This window comes from Oerskovia enterophila, from assembly GCF_044748475.1.
Lineage (GTDB): Bacteria > Actinomycetota > Actinomycetes > Actinomycetales > Cellulomonadaceae > Oerskovia > Oerskovia enterophila.
This window is the reverse complement of record NZ_JBIVFZ010000005.1, coordinates 172,827-187,453: the sequence shown is the minus strand read 5'-3', so window position 1 is coordinate 187,453 and position 14,627 is coordinate 172,827. Positions and strand designations below refer to the sequence as shown.

Sequence of the window (14,627 nt, the reverse complement as noted above, 5' to 3'; positions counted from 1 at the left end):
ACGCCAGGTTCCGGCCGCCTCAGGTGCGCCGCGCGCTCCTCCCCCGCAGGAGGGAGACGCGGTCCGTCGCGGGCCGGTGCCGCGGAGCTCCGGGACCCGCAAGAATCGTCCGCATGGTCATCGCCGCCCGGGCCCCCGGGTCCACCGCCCCGCCGTCGTCCTCCGGTCCCGACGGCACACCCGGACGCTTCCGGGTGGCCGGAGCCGCCGGTCCCGCCGGTGCCGGGACAGTGCGCGGGGGCTGGCGTCCCTGGGTCTTCCCGGGCGTCCTCGCGCTGCTCGTGGGGCTGTTCGCGATGATCACTCCCTTCATGTATCTCGTGGGAGCCCCGCCTGGCCTGTGGGGCGACACCCTCGCCACCATGCCGCTGATCAAGCCGGTCATGGAGCTGGGCAGCCTGAGCGCGACCATCGGGGTCCTCCTCTCGCGGCGTTCGCTCGGTCTGGCCTGTTCTCTCGCTGCCTGGCCCTTCCTCCTGGCGCCACTCGTCGCGACCTTCGTCTGGTCCTGGTGGCTCGCGCTGCTCGCGATCGCCGTCGTCTGCGCGTACGACGGGTGGCGACGGGCGGTCGTACCGTTCGTCCTCGCCGTGGGAATCGCCGCGGGGTACTGCCTCACGGGCATCTACGCGCTGCTCCCCGTCGGCCCGGTGACCCCTGGAGACGGGTCCAGCGGGTTGACGTTCGTCCTCTACATCGTCTACTCGGTCGCCGTGCTGGTCACGAGCGCTGCGATCGGCGCTGGCCGTCGTGCCAGGCTCCGCACGGTCGCCGCCGACCGCGCGTCCGAGCAGGCGCACGAGGTCGAGACCGTCGCGCTCGAGCGGGCCCGGATCGCGCACGACCTGCACGACGTCGTCGCGCACCACATCTCGCTCGTCGCCGTCCGCGCGGAGTCGGCACCGTACGTGCACCCCGCGATGGACGCCGAGTCCCGGGTCGTGCTCGCGGAGATCGCCGACGACGCCCGGCACGCGCTGGGGGAGCTGCGCCAGGTGCTCGCGGTGCTGCAACGCGCCGAGGGTGCCGACCGGGCCCCGCAACCTGGGTCCGGTGACATCGTGGCGCTCGTGGACGCGGCCCGCTCGGCCGGGCAGCAGGTGAAGGTCGTCGGTGACCTGCCGGTGCTGCCGTCGGCCCAGGGGCTCGTGCTCTACCGCGCGGTCCAGGAGTCGCTCACGAACGCGCGTCGCCACGCCCCGGGGCAGCCGGTGACGCTGACGCTGGCGCTCGGGACGGGAGCGGCGCCGTCGGGCACGGACCAGTTGTCAGAACTGAGCCGGGCGATACCCCGGGCCACTTCTGACAACAAGTCCCCGCTGGCGGGCTCCCACCAACCCACCGGTGCGTCCGACGCCGCAGCCGACACCGCTCCCCCCGAGCCTGCCAGCACACCCGACACCACCGGCACCCCCGCTACCGCCGCGCCCACCAGCACCTCCGGCGCCGACAGCACCTCCGGCACCCACAGCGCCTCGGCCACGCTGACCGCCCGCATCTCCAACCCCCTGGTCCCCCGCACGTCGCCCGCCGCCCCCGGCCGCGGGCTGCTCGGGATGCGCGAGCGCGTCGAGTCGATCGGTGGCTCGCTCACCGCGGGCGAGGAGGACGGCTCGTTCGTCGTCGAGGTCTCGCTGCCGGTCCACGCACCGGAGCACGTCGGCGCCCCGGAGCTCACAACGACCACGCCTACGACGCTCGCCACGTCGAGCGACGTGCCCGCGCCCGACATGCCCCACGGAACCGACGCACCCGACGGGACCGGCGCGTGACCCGCGTCGTCGTCGCCGACGACCAGCCCGTGGTCCGCTACGGCTTCGCCGCGATCCTCGACGCCGCCGACGACATCGACGTCGTCGGGTCGGCGGGGAACGGGGCCGAGCTGCTCGACGTCGTCGCCGCCCACCGGCCCGACGTCGCTGTCGTGGACGTGCGCATGCCCGTCATGGACGGGATCGCCGCGACGGCCGAGATCTGCGCGCGCCACCCCGGCACGAGCGTCCTCATCCTCACGACGTTCGACCTCGACGAGTACGTGTTCGACGCGCTCCAGGCCGGGGCCTCGGGCTTCCTGCTCAAGGACACCCCGGCTCCCCGGCTGGTCGAGGGTGTGCGTCTCGTCGCGGACGGCTCGATGCTCCTGGGCCCGACGATCACGCGCCGCCTGGTCGGCGACTTCGCGCAGCGCACGACCCGGGCCGCCCCCGGGATCGAGAACCTCACGGGCCGCGAGCGCGAGGTGCTGCTCACGGTCGCCCGCGGGCTGTCGAACGCGGAGATCGGTGCCGAGCTGTTCATCACCGAGCAGACCGTGAAGTCGCACGTCTCCGAGGTGCTGCGCAAGCTCGCGTGCCGCGACCGGGTGCAGCTCGTGATCGCGGCGTACGAGTCGGGGCTGGTCGGGCTGTCGGAGCGAGCCTGACCTCGACGCCGCGCCGCGCCGGTCCGGGCCCGACCCCTGGTGCGGGCGGCCGCCCACGTCGATACTGGCCGGGTGCGCCGCACGTCCTCTGGCAGGTCGCGGGTCGCCGTCCTCATGGGCGGCGGGCTGCTCCTGGGCGCGCTGAGCGGGTGCGTCGCGGGCAACCCGCCACCGACCAGCATCTCGGTCGCGCCGAGCGCGCCCTCGGCGGGCGACACTGCACCGGCACCCACCCCCTCGAAGCGCTCGCCCCCGGCGCCGCAGGCCCTTCCCGAGCCGACCACCGCGTCACCGGAACCCGGCGTGACCGAGTTCAGCGCCGCCGTCGTGCCGGTCACTCCCGAGCTCGCAGAGCGCATGACGCCCACGTCGTGGCGCGAGGGCTGCCCCGTCGCGCTCGCCGACCTGCGCTACCTGACCGTGTCCCACCGGACCTTCGAGGGCGGAGTCGCGACGGGCGAGCTCGTCGTGCACGCCGACGTCGCGGACGGTGTCGTCGAGGTGTTCCACGACCTGTTCGACGCGGGCTACCCGATCCGGTCGATGCGGCTCGTCGACGACTTCGGGGGCGACGACGACGCCTCGATGGCCGCCGACAACACCTCGGCGTTCAACTGCCGCCCGGTCGCGGGCACGGACCGGTGGTCCGAGCACGCGTACGGCCGCGCCCTGGACCTCAACCCGGTCGAGAACCCGTGGGTCTCGGGCGACGCGGTCGAGCCGCCCGCCGGAGCCGAGTTCGCGTCGCGCCCTGCGGTCGCAGGCGTGATCGCGCCCGACGACGCCACGGTCCGCGCGTTCCTGGCCGCCGGGTGGCTGTGGGGCGGGTACTGGACGGGGCCGGTCGACCATCAGCACTTCTCGACGACCGGGACCTGACGTCCTCACGGGCACTCGATCGTCCCTGCGCCCAGGCGATGCAGACGGCCGACCGACCGACGATGCACGCACATCGGCAGATGGCTCCTACGATGAGCCGTGAGTTCCGACTGGTTCGACCTGGCCACCCAGGGCACCGAGAGCGGTGAGCTGGCCCGGTCGATCGACTGGTCCGCCACCTCGATCGGCGCGCCCGACACCTGGCCCAAGACCCTGCGCGCCGCCGTGCGGCTGTGCTTCAGCACGCGCTTCCCCATCTTCATCGCCTGGGGCCCCGAGCTCCTGATGATCTACAACGACGGCTACCGTCCCATGCTCGGCGAGGACAAGCACCCGGCAGCGATGGGCGCCCCGGCGAGCGCCGTGTGGGCCGAGATCTGGCCGGAGATCGAGCCGCTGTTCGACTCGGTCCTCGCCACGGGCGTCCCTACGTGGTCCAAGGACCAGCCCCTGATCATGAACCGCTCGGGGTTCGATGAGGAGACGGCCTTCACGTTCTCCTACAGCCCCCTGCGCGACGAGGAGGGCACGATCTGCGGCGTCATGGACGTCGCGACCGAGACCACCGACCACGTGGTCGACGCCCGGCGCCTCCAGACCCTGGGCACCCTGACCGCTGCGCTCCAGCGGCTGCAGGGCGACGTGGACGAGCTCGCGGCTGCGACGGTGGCCGTGCTCGGACGCAGCCAGGACGTGACCCGGGCGGACCTGTACCTCGACACCTCGGCCGGGCTCGTGCCCTTCGCCTCGACGCACGAGCGTCACGACGAGTCGGTCCCACCGCACGTCCTGCGCGAGGTCGCCGACCGGCGCCGCCTGGACCACGTCGGCAACGCGCTCGTCGCACCCCTCGCTGCGACGCGTGACCGCGTCGCAGCGGGCGTCATCGTCCTCGAGGGCAACCCGCGCCGGCCCGACGACGACGCCCAGCGCTCGTTCCTCCAGCTCGTGGCGTCCGCGGTCGGCACGGCGCTGAGCAGCACGCTCGCCCAGATCCGCCAGGTCGACGAGCTGCGAACGGTCGCGAACGCGCTCCAGGACGCGATGCTCCCCGACGACCCGACGGCCCCCGGCTGGCACACCCGCTACCGACCGGCCGACGACAGTCTCCTCATCGGTGGCGACTGGTACGACGTCGTCGACCTGTCGGACGGGCGGTTCGGCCTGGTCGTCGGCGACTGCGTGGGCAAGGGCCTGCGTGCCGCCGCCGTCATGGGTCAGCTCCGCAGCGCGAGCCGCGCCCTGCTCCTCGAGAACCTCGGTCCGGCCGCGACGCTCGAGGGCCTCGACCGCTTCGCCCGGACGCTGCCCGGGGCCGAGCTCGCGACCGTCCTGTGCGCGATCGTCGACGAGAACGCCCGGACCATCACCTACTCGGCCGCAGGTCACCTGCCACCGCTCGTCGTCAACAAGGCCGAGACGTGCTGGCTCAACGACGGTCGGGGAACGCCGCTCGCGCTCACCTCGCTCCCTCGCCAGGAGGCCACCGCGGCGCTCGACAGCGGTGACGCCGTGGTCCTCTACACCGACGGGCTGGTCGAGCGTCGCGGCGAGCACCTCTCGGAGGGCCTGCGGCGGCTCGCGGACGTCGCGCTCGCGATCCGCGAGGAGCGCCCCGCGGCCGACCTCCCGGACGCGCTGCTCGCCGAGCTCCTCTCCGGCGGCGCGCGCGACGACGTCGCGCTGCTCCTCTACGAGGTCCCCTGACGCCGCAGCTGCGCGAGCCGCACGCGCGTCTCAGGCCAGGCCGGCGTCGTGCACGCAGATCGCGACCTGCACGCGGTTCTCGGCCCCGAGCTTGTCGAGCACCCGCCCCACGTGGGTCTTGACGGTCGCGACGCTCAGGAACAGCGCCGCGGCGATGTCCGCGTTGGACAGCCCCGACCCGATCGCGACCGCGACCTCCCGCTCGCGCTCGGTCAGGCGCGACAGGCGCTCGCGCGCGAACGCCGCGCGGTCGTCGGCCGGCGCCCGCGCGACCGCGGCGATGAGCTGCTGCGTGACCGACGGCGACAGCATCGAGCGCCCCTCGGCGACGAGGCGGACCGCCGCGACCAGCTCGGCAGGCGGGGTGTCCTTGAGCAGGAACCCGGCCGCGCCCAGCCGGAGCGCGGACAGCACCATGTCGTCGGCGTCGAACGTCGTGAGCACGATGACCTTGAGCCCCGGGTCCGCAGCGCGCGCGATCTCCAGGGCCGCGAGGCCGTCGCGGCGCGGCATCCGGATGTCCATGAGGACGACGTCGGGCCGGGCGCGCGCGATCTCCGCGACCGCCGCGACGCCGTCGGCGGCCTCACCCACGATCTCGATCGACCGGTCGCCGCCCAGGATGAGGCGCAGCCCGGCACGCACCAGGGTCTCGTCGTCGACCAGGACGACCCGCAGCGGTACCAGATCGGGGGTCTCGGGGGTCACGTCCACGGGAGCCACGCTCTCACGACGAAGGACCCGGCCCCGTCGGGCGCCGCACGGAGCTCGCCGCCCGTGAGGCGGGCGCGCTCCGCGAGCCCGGTCAGCCCCAGGCCCGACGGCGGCGCACCCGACGTGCGCGAGGCGGCGCCGTCGTCGGGCACGCGGACAGTGCAGACAGTGACGAGCGGGTTGGTGACCCGCAGCACGAGCCCCTCCCCCGGCTCCCCCGAGATCTCGACGCGCACGGGCGCTGCGGGCGCGTGCTTGCGCGCGTTCGTGAGCGACTCCTGGAGGATCCGGTACGCGCTCCGGCTCGTCTGCTCCGGCAGGTCCGGGAGCCGCTCGGCCGTCGCGGGGGCGATCTCGCAGCCGACGTCGGCGTCGCCACCACCGAGACCGCGGACCTCGTCCAGCAGGTCGGGCAGGGCGTCGAGCGTCGGCTGAGGGCGCTCGGGCACGCCCGCCGGGACGTCGGTCTCGCGCAGGACACCCAGGACCTCGCGCAGCTCGGTCATCGCGAGGTGCGCGTTGTCCTGGATCACGGCCGCGGCCGCCGACGTCTCCTCCCGCGTGAGGTCCGTGCGGTACGCGAGCGCCCCGGAGTGCATCGCGACGAGCGAGATGCGGTGCGCCAGGACGTCGTGCATCTCGCGGGCGATGCGCGTGCGCTCGGTCGTCCGTGCCTGGTCGAGCCGCGCGGCCTGCTCACGCTCGGCCGTCTCGGCACGCTCGCGCAGCGAGACCAGGAGGTCGCGACGGTTGCCGATCGAGACGCCGATCGCCACGAGGAGACCGTAGACGAGCACCGAGAGCACCACGAGGACCGCGCCCCACCACGGGAGGTCGAGCGTCGGGTGCAGGGCCTCGAACGCGAGCGTCGACGCCAACCACACGATCCCGACCGCAGCGATCTCCTGCCAGCGGCGGCGCGTCGCGAGCGAGACCAGCACGATGCAGACCGCACCGAGCGCGAAGCCCGAGAACCCCGAGAGTGCCGCGAGGATCAGGGCGATCGTCAGGGGCGCGTGCCGGCTGAACGGCATCAGGACGATCGCGACGACCCCCAGGAAGAGGTCGAGCAGCACGAAGAACCCCTGGCGGGCGGTCGGCTCGACCGGGATGTCCGAGAGCACGAGCCCGAAGGTCAGGAACCCTGCCCCCAGCGCAACGGCCAGGCGCCAGAGGATGCCCCAGGCGGAGCGGGGGACGTACGTGTCGGTCGGCATGCCGCGAGACTATGCGCGCGGCCCGCCGGGGCACATCGGCAGTCGGGACGACCCTGCGTCAGACCAAAGGATCAGTGGGGGGGCGGCCCTGGCGGTGCACCCCCCGGCGGGCGGCGGGGCTGACGGCTGGCGGCCTGGCCCGTGAGTGCGGAGTTCTTGCGCGACACGCCGGGCGTTTCGCGCAAGAACTCCGCACTCAGCGCGCGATCGTCAGCTCTCGCCGTTCGCCGCACGGTACGCGGTGAGGACCGCCTTGGGCAGGCGGCCCTTGGGGCTCACGGTGTGGCCGTTCGCGAGGGCCCACGCGCGGATCGCTGCGGTCGTCTCGCCCGGCAGCAGGTAGGCGGTGCTCTTGGGTGCCGCGGGGGCGACGGGCGCGAGCTCGACGGCGGCCTCAGCCTCGACGACAGGCGCGGGCTCGACGGCGACCTCAGCCTCGACGGCGGGCTCGACGACCTGCTCGGCAGGCTCGACGGCGGGCGCCGTCTCGAGGACGGGCTCTCCTGCTTGCTCGGCCGCTTCCGCGGCAACCGGCTCGGCCGGCTCGGGCGCGGTCTCGGGCTCTGCGGCAGCAACCGCCTCGACCTCGACCTTGACCTCGGTAGCCGCGACGTCCGTGTCGGACTTGGTGACCTCAGTGATCTCGGTGACCTCAGCGGTCTGGGGCTCGACGGGTGCGTCGGCCACGGCGGGCTTCGCCGCGGCGACCGGCTCGGCGACCGGCTTGGCGACCGGCACGACGGGCGCGGACTCGAGGACCGTCTCAGCAGGCTCGGACGCAGCCGCCGCGACCTCGGCAGCCGGCTCGACCGGCTTCACCGGCTCGACCTGCTTGACCGTCGCGACCTCGACGACCTCGACAGCGACCTCCGACTCGAGCACCTCCTCGCGCTCGAGGACCGCGATGGCGACGGGCGTCGCCGCGGGCTCGACGGCAGCAGAGGGGGCGGGAGCCGGTGCTGCGGCGGGCATCTCGACGGGCGCCGCCTCGACGGCCGGTGCGACGGGGGTCTTCTGAGCGTCGTCGAACAGCGACGCGACGCTCACCACCGGTGCGTCCTCCGCCTTCTTCCGACGACCCTTGAACCAGCTCAGCAGACCCATGACGACCTCTCCGCGAACGATGCCCACACCGACCGATGTGCGCGCGTCAACTCTTTCACATCTCGGACGAAGGCCCCGCGGGCGCCCATGTCCTTCCGGCTGCCCTCCGGGCCCGGCGTCTCGACAGCTCGCTCGACCCGGGCACCCGGGGCGCGATGTACTGGGAACGAGCACGCCCCGCACCGCCGATCGACCACGACCCCCGCAACCCGCCAGGAGCCCCATGCCCCCGACCACCGCGCACCCCGCCGCCGACCGCGAGCGTCTCGGCCTGCACGCGGACTGCGAGAGCTGCTTCGGGCTGTGCTGCGTGGCGCTGGCGTTCACGCGCTCGGCCGACTTCCCGATCGACAAGGACGCCGGCGACCCGTGCCGGAACCTGCGTCCCGACCACAGCTGCGGGATCCACCCCGAGCTGCGTGAGCGCGGGTTCGTCGGCTGCACGGTCTACGACTGCTTCGGCGCGGGCCAGAAGATCTCGCGCTCGACCTTCGCGGGCCAGGACTGGCGCGAGCACCCGGAGGTGCGGTCGTCGATGTTCGCGCTGCTGCCCGTGCTGCGCCACGTCCACGAGCTGCTCTGGTACCTCACCGAGGCCCAGGCGCTGACGCTGGGCCACGACGAGTCGCTCGCGGCGGAGCTCACCCAAGCCGTCGAGCGGATCGACCTCCTCTCCACCGGCTCACCGGACGAGCTGCTCGCCCTGGATCTCGGGGCGCTGCGCGACGGCGTGAACCCCCTCCTGGTGCGCGCGAGCGAGGCGGCCCGTGCCCGCTCGGTGCACCAGCCGCGGGGCAGGCGCGCGGACCGCCGGGGTGCGGACCTGGTCGGGCGGCGGTTGGAGGGCGCGGACCTGCGGGGCGCGAGCCTCCGCGGCGCGCTGCTCGTGGGGGCGGACCTGCGGGGCGCGGACCTGCGCAGCGCCGACCTCGTCGGTGCGGACCTGCGCGGGGCGGACCTCTCGGGCGCCGACCTCACCGACGCGCTCTTCCTCACCCAGGTCCAGGTCGACGCCGCGCGGGGCGACGCGACCACGCGGCTCCCCGCGGGCCTGACCCGCCCGGCGCACTGGGGCGCACCGCCCGTGGCGAGGTCGCGCTCCCGGCGCGCGTGACGTCGTCGGGCAGGAGGGCGGCCCGACGGCGCAGCGGCGTCCGCGGCGAGTCCCCCCGGGGCGCCGCTCCCGTCGGACCTGGCGTACGTCGCCGGCTCGTCGAGGGACGAGCGACGGGCGTCACGGGACCAGGACGACCCGCGTGCCCGACGCGGTCCTCGCCTCCCAGGCGGCCGCGACCTCGTGCAGAGGGACTGCGACGACGTCGACCGCGGGCCGTACCTGCGGCAGCAGCGTCGCGAGCTCGGTGATCGCAGCGACCATGCCCTCGGGCGACACCGAGCCCTGCCCGCTCCCGCTGACCTGCACGTTGGTCTTGCGCAGGGTCGCCGCCGGCAGCGTGATCGTGGGCCCTGCGGTCGCGCCGACGTGCACCCAGCGCAGGAGGTGGGCGGGATCGCTCCGAGCACCCGTCACGGCCGCGAGCGCCTGCTCGGTCGGGGCTCCCCAGACGTAGTCGACGACCACGTCGACGTCGGCGGCCTCGCGGGCGAGACGTTCGGCGACGTCGTCGGCCGTGAGCGGCACGATCGCGTCGGCCCCCAGGCGACGCACGACCTCGAGCGAGGTCGCGTCACGCCCCGCGCCCACGATGCGCCGGGCCCCCAGGTGCCGTGCGAGCTGCACGGCCAGGCGGCCCGCGTTGCCCGTCGCGCCCAGGACCAGGACGCTCTCGCCCGGCTGCAGGTCCGCGCGGTGCCGCAGCGCGAGCCACGCCGACATCGCAGGGTTCATGGCCGCGGCGATCGTCACGTCGTCGAGCCCGGGGGGCAGCTCGACGAGGCGCCCCGCGGGGACGGCGACGAGCTCGGCCATGCTGCCGCGCGGCGCGTGGAGCCCCGCGAAGAACACCCGACGGCCGTCCTCGGTGCGGCCCACGCCGTCGAACCCGGGGACGAGCGGCAGCGCGCCGTCGCTCGTGTAGTGCGTGCCGGCTGCCCCCGACCGGACGCGGGGGTGCAGCCCGGCGGCCAGGACGTGGACCAGGACCTCGTCCGGTCCGGGCTCGGGGTCCGGCACTTCCGTGTACTGCGGGGGCCGGTCGAACGAGGTGACGAGGGCGGCGTGCACGGTGGGTCCTCACTCTCGGTTGCTGGACGGGTCCGACGCCCGCCCGGTCGGCGGGGTGCGAGCACGACGCCCGTCAGACGGGCGCGGGCGGGACGAGCGGCGGTGCGGGCACCTGACCCGTGACGGCCCACTCGCCGGGGCGGTCGCGCAGCGCCTCGCCGATGGCCGCGACGACCGCCGACGTCACGTGCGGCTCGGTCGTGGGCGCGTGCCAGTAGCGGACGTGGACGGTCGTCCGGGCAGGCTCGACCGAGACCGTCAGGAACTCCGGGGCCGGCCGCTTGTGGACGCCGTGCGCCGCACCGACCGCGTGCAGGACGCTGGTCGCGACCTCGTCGGGCAGCGCGTCGCCGAGCCGCACCTCGACCGTGGCGCGGCGTGCGCCCAGCACCGAGTGGTTGACGAGCGGGGCCGCGAGCACCGCGGCGTTGGGCAGGTGGACCTCGCGCCCGTCGACCGTGCGGATGACGACCGACCGGCCGTTGAGCTCCTTGACGACGCCCGTCCAGTCCATCGACTCGATCTCGTCGCCCAGGCGCACGGGCATGCGGGTCTGGAGGATGATCGCGGCCCCGAAGTTGTCCGCGATCCCCCGCAGCGCGAGGACGGCGACGATCACGACGACGATCACCGCGCCGAGGATCGGCTCGGTACGGAAGCCCAGGAACGCCAGCGCCAGCCCGATCCCCACGAGGAGCAGGAAGTAGTGCACCACGCGGGTCGCGACCGCGAGGAGCTGCGGCGAGAGCCCCTTGGTGCGGGCGCCGATCGCAAGGATCGCCTTGCGGGACAGGCGCGACAGGATCCAGGCGCCGAGCACCGCGAGGACCGCGAACAGGACGTCCCACCCGGTGATGTCGCTGCCGGAGAACCAGCTCGTCACGGTGTCGATCACGCGGCTCCTCCCGGGGCGTCGGGGCGCGGTACCCGCCCAGCCCCCGCAGGCCCGACGGCGGCACGCGCCACGTCGATGCTCGCACCGTGGGAGGGGCTCGGCATCCGGACCGGGACCCGGGGACCCGCTCCGCGGGGCGGACCGCGTCGGGGGCAAAGATCATCCCTCCGGGGGACAACTCCCCATTGCGCAACGTCCGCCCACCACGGAGAGTGGAGAGGTGGCCCCACGCCACACCACCCCACCACCCTTGAGGGAGCCTTCTTCGTGCGTCTCGTCCGCGGTATCGCCGTCCTGTCCGTCGCCTCCGTCGGGGTCCTCGGCCTCGCCGCCTGCTCGTCCGGCACGGACGCGCCCGCCTCGTCGTCCTCCGCCTCGGCCTCGTCCGGGTCGGACAAGGCTCCCGCCAAGGAGGCCTCGTCGGACCTCACGGCCGAGAACTTCGTCCAGCGCATCACCGACGCGCAGCTCGCCGCGGGCAGCGTCTCGATGGCGACCACGACCGAGGTCCAGGGCACGAGCATGGACATGGCGGGTGACATCGTCTTCAAGGACGGGTCGCAGAACCTCGCCATGACCATGACGGTCCCGGGCTCGGGCGAGATGCAGGTCCGGTTCGTCGACGGCATCTTCTACATGAACATGGGCGAGCTCAGCCAGAACAAGTTCGTCGCGATCGACCCCGCGGACGAGTCCAACCCCATGGCCTCGTCGTTCGAGGGTCTGACCGAGCAGATGGACCCCGCCGCGAGCGTCGAGGCGCTCGAGGGCGCGATCACGAGCGTCGAGAAGGAGGGCGAGCCGGTCGACCTCGACGGCGTCAAGGCCCAGCAGTACACGGTCGTGGTCGACACGACCAAGCTCACGGGTTCGATCAAGGAGCAGGCCGACGCCGCGGGCACGGCCCTCCCCGAGACCCTGACCTACCAGTACTGGATCGACGCCGACGACCTCATGCGCAAGGTCGTCATGGACGTCATGGGCACGAGCATGGAGATGACGTTCTCCAACTGGGGCGAGGACCTCCAGGTCGTCGCCCCGTCGGCCGACGAGATCTCGACCGAGCCGCTCTTCTGATCCGAACGATCTCCTGAGGCCCTGGGACTCGGCTGTTGCGCGCACCCGATCGCGCTCGTCTCCGTTGTGCGCACGTAGCGTGGATTTGGCCGCTGTAGTCGCTTGTGCAAGCCCGTGGGGCTCCGGTCTTTGACTGCCAGAGCCCCACGGCCCCTACTTGTCAGGAGTCAACGAACCCGTTGGATGGTGGCGCGTGAGACGCCGACGAGTTCAGCGACGTCGCCGCTGGTGTGTTCACCGGCGGTGTGGAGGGCCAGGACGTGGCGTTGTTGGGCGGGGGTGAGTCCTCCCGCGCATGCGGCAGTGGCTTCGAAGACCCGGTAGTCCATGACCACCGGGCACGTGGTCACGGTCGGTGGGCCTGTCTAGCTGTGAATGAGTTGGCTGACGCGCTGTTGGCTGATGCCGAGGGCGCGGGCGCTGTCGGCCTGGCTGATGCCGGCGTGGGTCATCTTTCGGATGGCTTCGCGGCGCATGGCTGCGGCGGCGGCGACGGCTGCGCGGGCTTCGGCTTCGCGTTCGGCGGCGACGGTCCATAGCTCACGTGCTGCTTCGGGGAGTTCGATCTCCAATTTCACGGACACGGTCTCAGGCTCGATATCGAGGTAGAGGCCGATCACCTCTTGGGCAACGTCGCGGGCTTCTGACAGGGTGCGTGCCTGACCGGCGGTGTCGAGTTCGGGAACGTAGACGAACCACCACCGGCCGTCTCGGCGCACCTGTGCTTGATAGGTCGTGCTGCTCATGATGCTTGCTCCTTTCATCGCCAGTTCTGCGGGGCCTGGTCGAGCTTCTTGATCAGTTGTCCAACGATCCCGGCCGAGACCTCGCCGTGGCGAGGGATGGACGCCTTCTGGCTCTCGTCCGGCAGCCCCCACAAATCGTGGCTCCCCTTGCCGTCGCGCAGAAGCACCCAGCCGTTGGCCTTGAGGGCCTTGAGGGCCTTGATCACGTCACGGTACTTCTGTGGCTTCGGCACGATTCTACTACCCCCCTCTTGTTCTTCACGTGAAGGGGGGCTAGCAACTGCCGCGCACGTCTGGGGCAGGCGCCAATCGGGACCCGACGGCGGTGCGCCGGCCCTCCCGGCCGCGCACCGCCGTCGTGCTGTCCGCGCGCCGTGCGTACCGTGAGGTCGACGCTCGGGCGCGTGGCGCCGTCGGGCCGGTCAGTCCATGGGGCGGCGGCGCATCTGCTTGGTCGTGGTGCGCTGCTTCTTCGCCGCGAGGCGACGCTCCTGCGAGCCGCGCGTAGGGCGCGTCGCTCGCCGCTGGCGCGCGGGCGGGGCGAGACCCTCGGCGACGAGCGCCGCGAGCCGGGTCCGCGCCGCCGCTCGGTTGCGGAGCTGCTCGCGGTGCTCGGAGGCCACGACCGTGAGCACGTCGCCGACGAGCCGCTTGTCGAGGCGCTCGCGCAGGCGGGTCCGCTGAGAGTCGCTCAGGACGACCGACGCGGCGACGTCCCACGAGAGCTCGACGCGCGAGTCCGTGGTGTTGACGCCCTGGCCACCCGGGCCCGAGGCGCGCGAGAAGCGCCACGCGAGCTCGCCCTCGGGGATCGTCAGGGCAGGGCTCACCGCGAGACCTCGGTGCGGGGCGACGGACACGAGACCATCATCCCGGTTCGAGCGGGGCTCGGCGTCCTCGTCACCAGGACACGCGTCCTGCCCGACGGCGGCGCTCGCCTCAGGCGCTCGCCGCGCCCACGCGCCCCTCGGCGCGGTCGCGGATCCCGCGCAGCATGCCGGCGCTCATGACGAAGCTCACGGGCTGGACCGGCTCGACGACCGCCCCCGCCCACCAGCGCGTGTACCCGTAGCGCTCGCGCACGATCAGGCGAGTGCCCCCGTCGGGGGCGGGACGCAGCACGAACGACCAGCTGAAGTCGTAGGGAGGTGCGGACGCCTCGGCAGGGCCTGCGCCTCGCAGCACCAGGTGACGCTCGGGGACCATGGCGGCGACGCGCAGCGCGAGGTCGGGATGGAGCCGGACGTCGTCGCCCACCGCGAGGCGCTGCCACTGCGGGTCGATCCGGTCGGCGTTCTGGATGTCGCAGCCGACGAGGTTCTCGAGCCACTCGTAGCTGTAGAAGCCGCCCCTGCCCTGGCCGAGCTGGACGAGCCAGCGCCACACCTCGTGCGGCGGGGCGTCGATGCTGACCGCCCGGGTCGCGACGGCCTCGGCCTGCGGGACGATCTCGTCGCCCGGGAGCACGTCGGACGGCTCGCCGTCCCTGGTCCCCCAGGTCATGGTCAGACGCCGGGTCAGGAGAAGGGCGCCGATCACGGTCGCTGCAGCGACCGTCCTTCTGACGAGCGGACGCATGGCACTCTCCTTCGGCGGGGGACCTCGGACCGTCTCGATCGTCCCATCTCACCGGACCCCTGGACGGCGCTTGTGACGGATCGCACAAGCGGCCCCGGGTCCT

The 14,627-nt window shown here is 73.3% G+C and carries 16 protein-coding genes; 6 read left to right on the top strand and 10 right to left on the bottom strand.

The window, feature by feature from the left end; translation table 11 throughout:
• Positions 1-113 precede the first annotated feature (113 nt).
• From ACIPWA_RS17000 to ACIPWA_RS16985, 4 genes are all read left to right on the top strand, one after another.
• Positions 114-1,772 carry a sensor histidine kinase gene (locus tag ACIPWA_RS17000; protein ID WP_400291752.1) on the top strand — a complete coding sequence of 553 codons (1,659 nt, stop codon included), beginning with the start codon at positions 114-116 and terminating at the stop codon, positions 1,770-1,772.
• Complete coding sequence (locus tag ACIPWA_RS16995) at positions 1,769-2,422, top strand: response regulator transcription factor (protein WP_056654226.1); 654 nt, start codon at positions 1,769-1,771, stop codon at positions 2,420-2,422. The genes ACIPWA_RS17000 and ACIPWA_RS16995 overlap by 4 nt, the downstream gene beginning before the upstream one ends.
• 72 nt (positions 2,423-2,494) lie before the next feature.
• Positions 2,495-3,301: a M15 family metallopeptidase gene (locus ACIPWA_RS16990; protein ID WP_400291750.1), complete on the top strand. Its 807-nt coding sequence runs from the start codon at positions 2,495-2,497 to the stop codon at positions 3,299-3,301.
• A 99-nt stretch (positions 3,302-3,400) separates the two neighbouring features.
• Positions 3,401-5,008: a PP2C family protein-serine/threonine phosphatase gene (locus ACIPWA_RS16985; RefSeq protein ID WP_400291749.1), complete on the top strand. Its 1,608-nt coding sequence runs from the start codon at positions 3,401-3,403 to the stop codon at positions 5,006-5,008.
• A 30-nt stretch (positions 5,009-5,038) separates the two neighbouring features.
• On the opposite strand, the gene ACIPWA_RS16980 is transcribed toward ACIPWA_RS16985, so the two are convergent.
• From ACIPWA_RS16980 to ACIPWA_RS16970, 3 genes are all read right to left on the bottom strand, one after another.
• Entirely contained in the window at positions 5,039-5,722 is a 684-nt protein-coding gene (locus ACIPWA_RS16980) for a response regulator (RefSeq protein ID WP_400291748.1), read from the bottom strand.
• Positions 5,713-6,939, bottom strand: coding sequence for a sensor histidine kinase (locus tag ACIPWA_RS16975; protein ID WP_400291747.1), 1,227 nt, complete (start codon positions 6,937-6,939; stop codon positions 5,713-5,715). Before ACIPWA_RS16975 ends, ACIPWA_RS16980 begins: the two co-directional genes overlap by 10 nt.
• 210 nt (positions 6,940-7,149) lie before the next feature.
• Positions 7,150-8,043: an Lsr2 family DNA-binding protein gene (locus ACIPWA_RS16970; protein WP_400291745.1), complete on the bottom strand. Its 894-nt coding sequence runs from the start codon at positions 8,041-8,043 to the stop codon at positions 7,150-7,152.
• A 223-nt stretch (positions 8,044-8,266) separates the two neighbouring features.
• On the opposite strand from ACIPWA_RS16970, the gene ACIPWA_RS16965 reads away from it, so the two are divergent.
• Positions 8,267-9,157, top strand: a complete 891-nt coding sequence (locus tag ACIPWA_RS16965; protein WP_400291744.1) for a pentapeptide repeat-containing protein — start codon at positions 8,267-8,269, stop codon at positions 9,155-9,157.
• Positions 9,158-9,277: 120 nt separating this feature from the next.
• On the opposite strand, the gene ACIPWA_RS16960 is transcribed toward ACIPWA_RS16965, so the two are convergent.
• A complete protein-coding gene (locus ACIPWA_RS16960; protein WP_400291743.1) occupies positions 9,278-10,228 on the bottom strand; it encodes a quinone oxidoreductase family protein in 951 nt (316 codons plus the stop codon).
• A gap of 73 nt (positions 10,229-10,301) precedes the next feature.
• Positions 10,302-11,123 carry a mechanosensitive ion channel family protein gene (locus ACIPWA_RS16955; RefSeq protein ID WP_400291742.1) on the bottom strand — a complete coding sequence of 274 codons (822 nt, stop codon included), beginning with the start codon at positions 11,121-11,123 and terminating at the stop codon, positions 10,302-10,304.
• A 267-nt stretch (positions 11,124-11,390) separates the two neighbouring features.
• On the opposite strand from ACIPWA_RS16955, the gene ACIPWA_RS16950 reads away from it, so the two are divergent.
• Positions 11,391-12,200: an SCO4651 family lipoprotein gene (locus tag ACIPWA_RS16950; protein WP_400291741.1), complete on the top strand. Its 810-nt coding sequence runs from the start codon at positions 11,391-11,393 to the stop codon at positions 12,198-12,200.
• A 167-nt stretch (positions 12,201-12,367) separates the two neighbouring features.
• On the opposite strand, the gene ACIPWA_RS16945 is transcribed toward ACIPWA_RS16950, so the two are convergent.
• The 5 genes from ACIPWA_RS16945 to ACIPWA_RS16925 form a co-directional block, all read right to left on the bottom strand.
• Entirely contained in the window at positions 12,368-12,529 is a 162-nt protein-coding gene (locus ACIPWA_RS16945) for a helix-turn-helix domain-containing protein (RefSeq protein WP_400291796.1), read from the bottom strand.
• Between the two features lie 36 nt (positions 12,530-12,565).
• Positions 12,566-12,946, bottom strand: coding sequence for an antitoxin HicB (locus ACIPWA_RS16940; protein ID WP_400291740.1), 381 nt, complete (start codon positions 12,944-12,946; stop codon positions 12,566-12,568).
• A 14-nt stretch (positions 12,947-12,960) separates the two neighbouring features.
• Positions 12,961-13,152: a type II toxin-antitoxin system HicA family toxin gene (locus ACIPWA_RS16935; RefSeq protein ID WP_400291739.1), complete on the bottom strand. Its 192-nt coding sequence runs from the start codon at positions 13,150-13,152 to the stop codon at positions 12,961-12,963.
• Positions 13,153-13,368: 216 nt separating this feature from the next.
• Entirely contained in the window at positions 13,369-13,776 is a 408-nt protein-coding gene (gene arfB / locus ACIPWA_RS16930) for an alternative ribosome rescue aminoacyl-tRNA hydrolase ArfB (protein WP_235535497.1), read from the bottom strand.
• Positions 13,777-13,885: 109 nt separating this feature from the next.
• The gene (locus ACIPWA_RS16925) at positions 13,886-14,524 is read right to left on the bottom strand and encodes an SRPBCC family protein (RefSeq protein ID WP_400291738.1); all 639 of its coding nucleotides are present in this window, start codon (positions 14,522-14,524) and stop codon (positions 13,886-13,888) included.
• Positions 14,525-14,627: the final 103 nt, after the last annotated feature.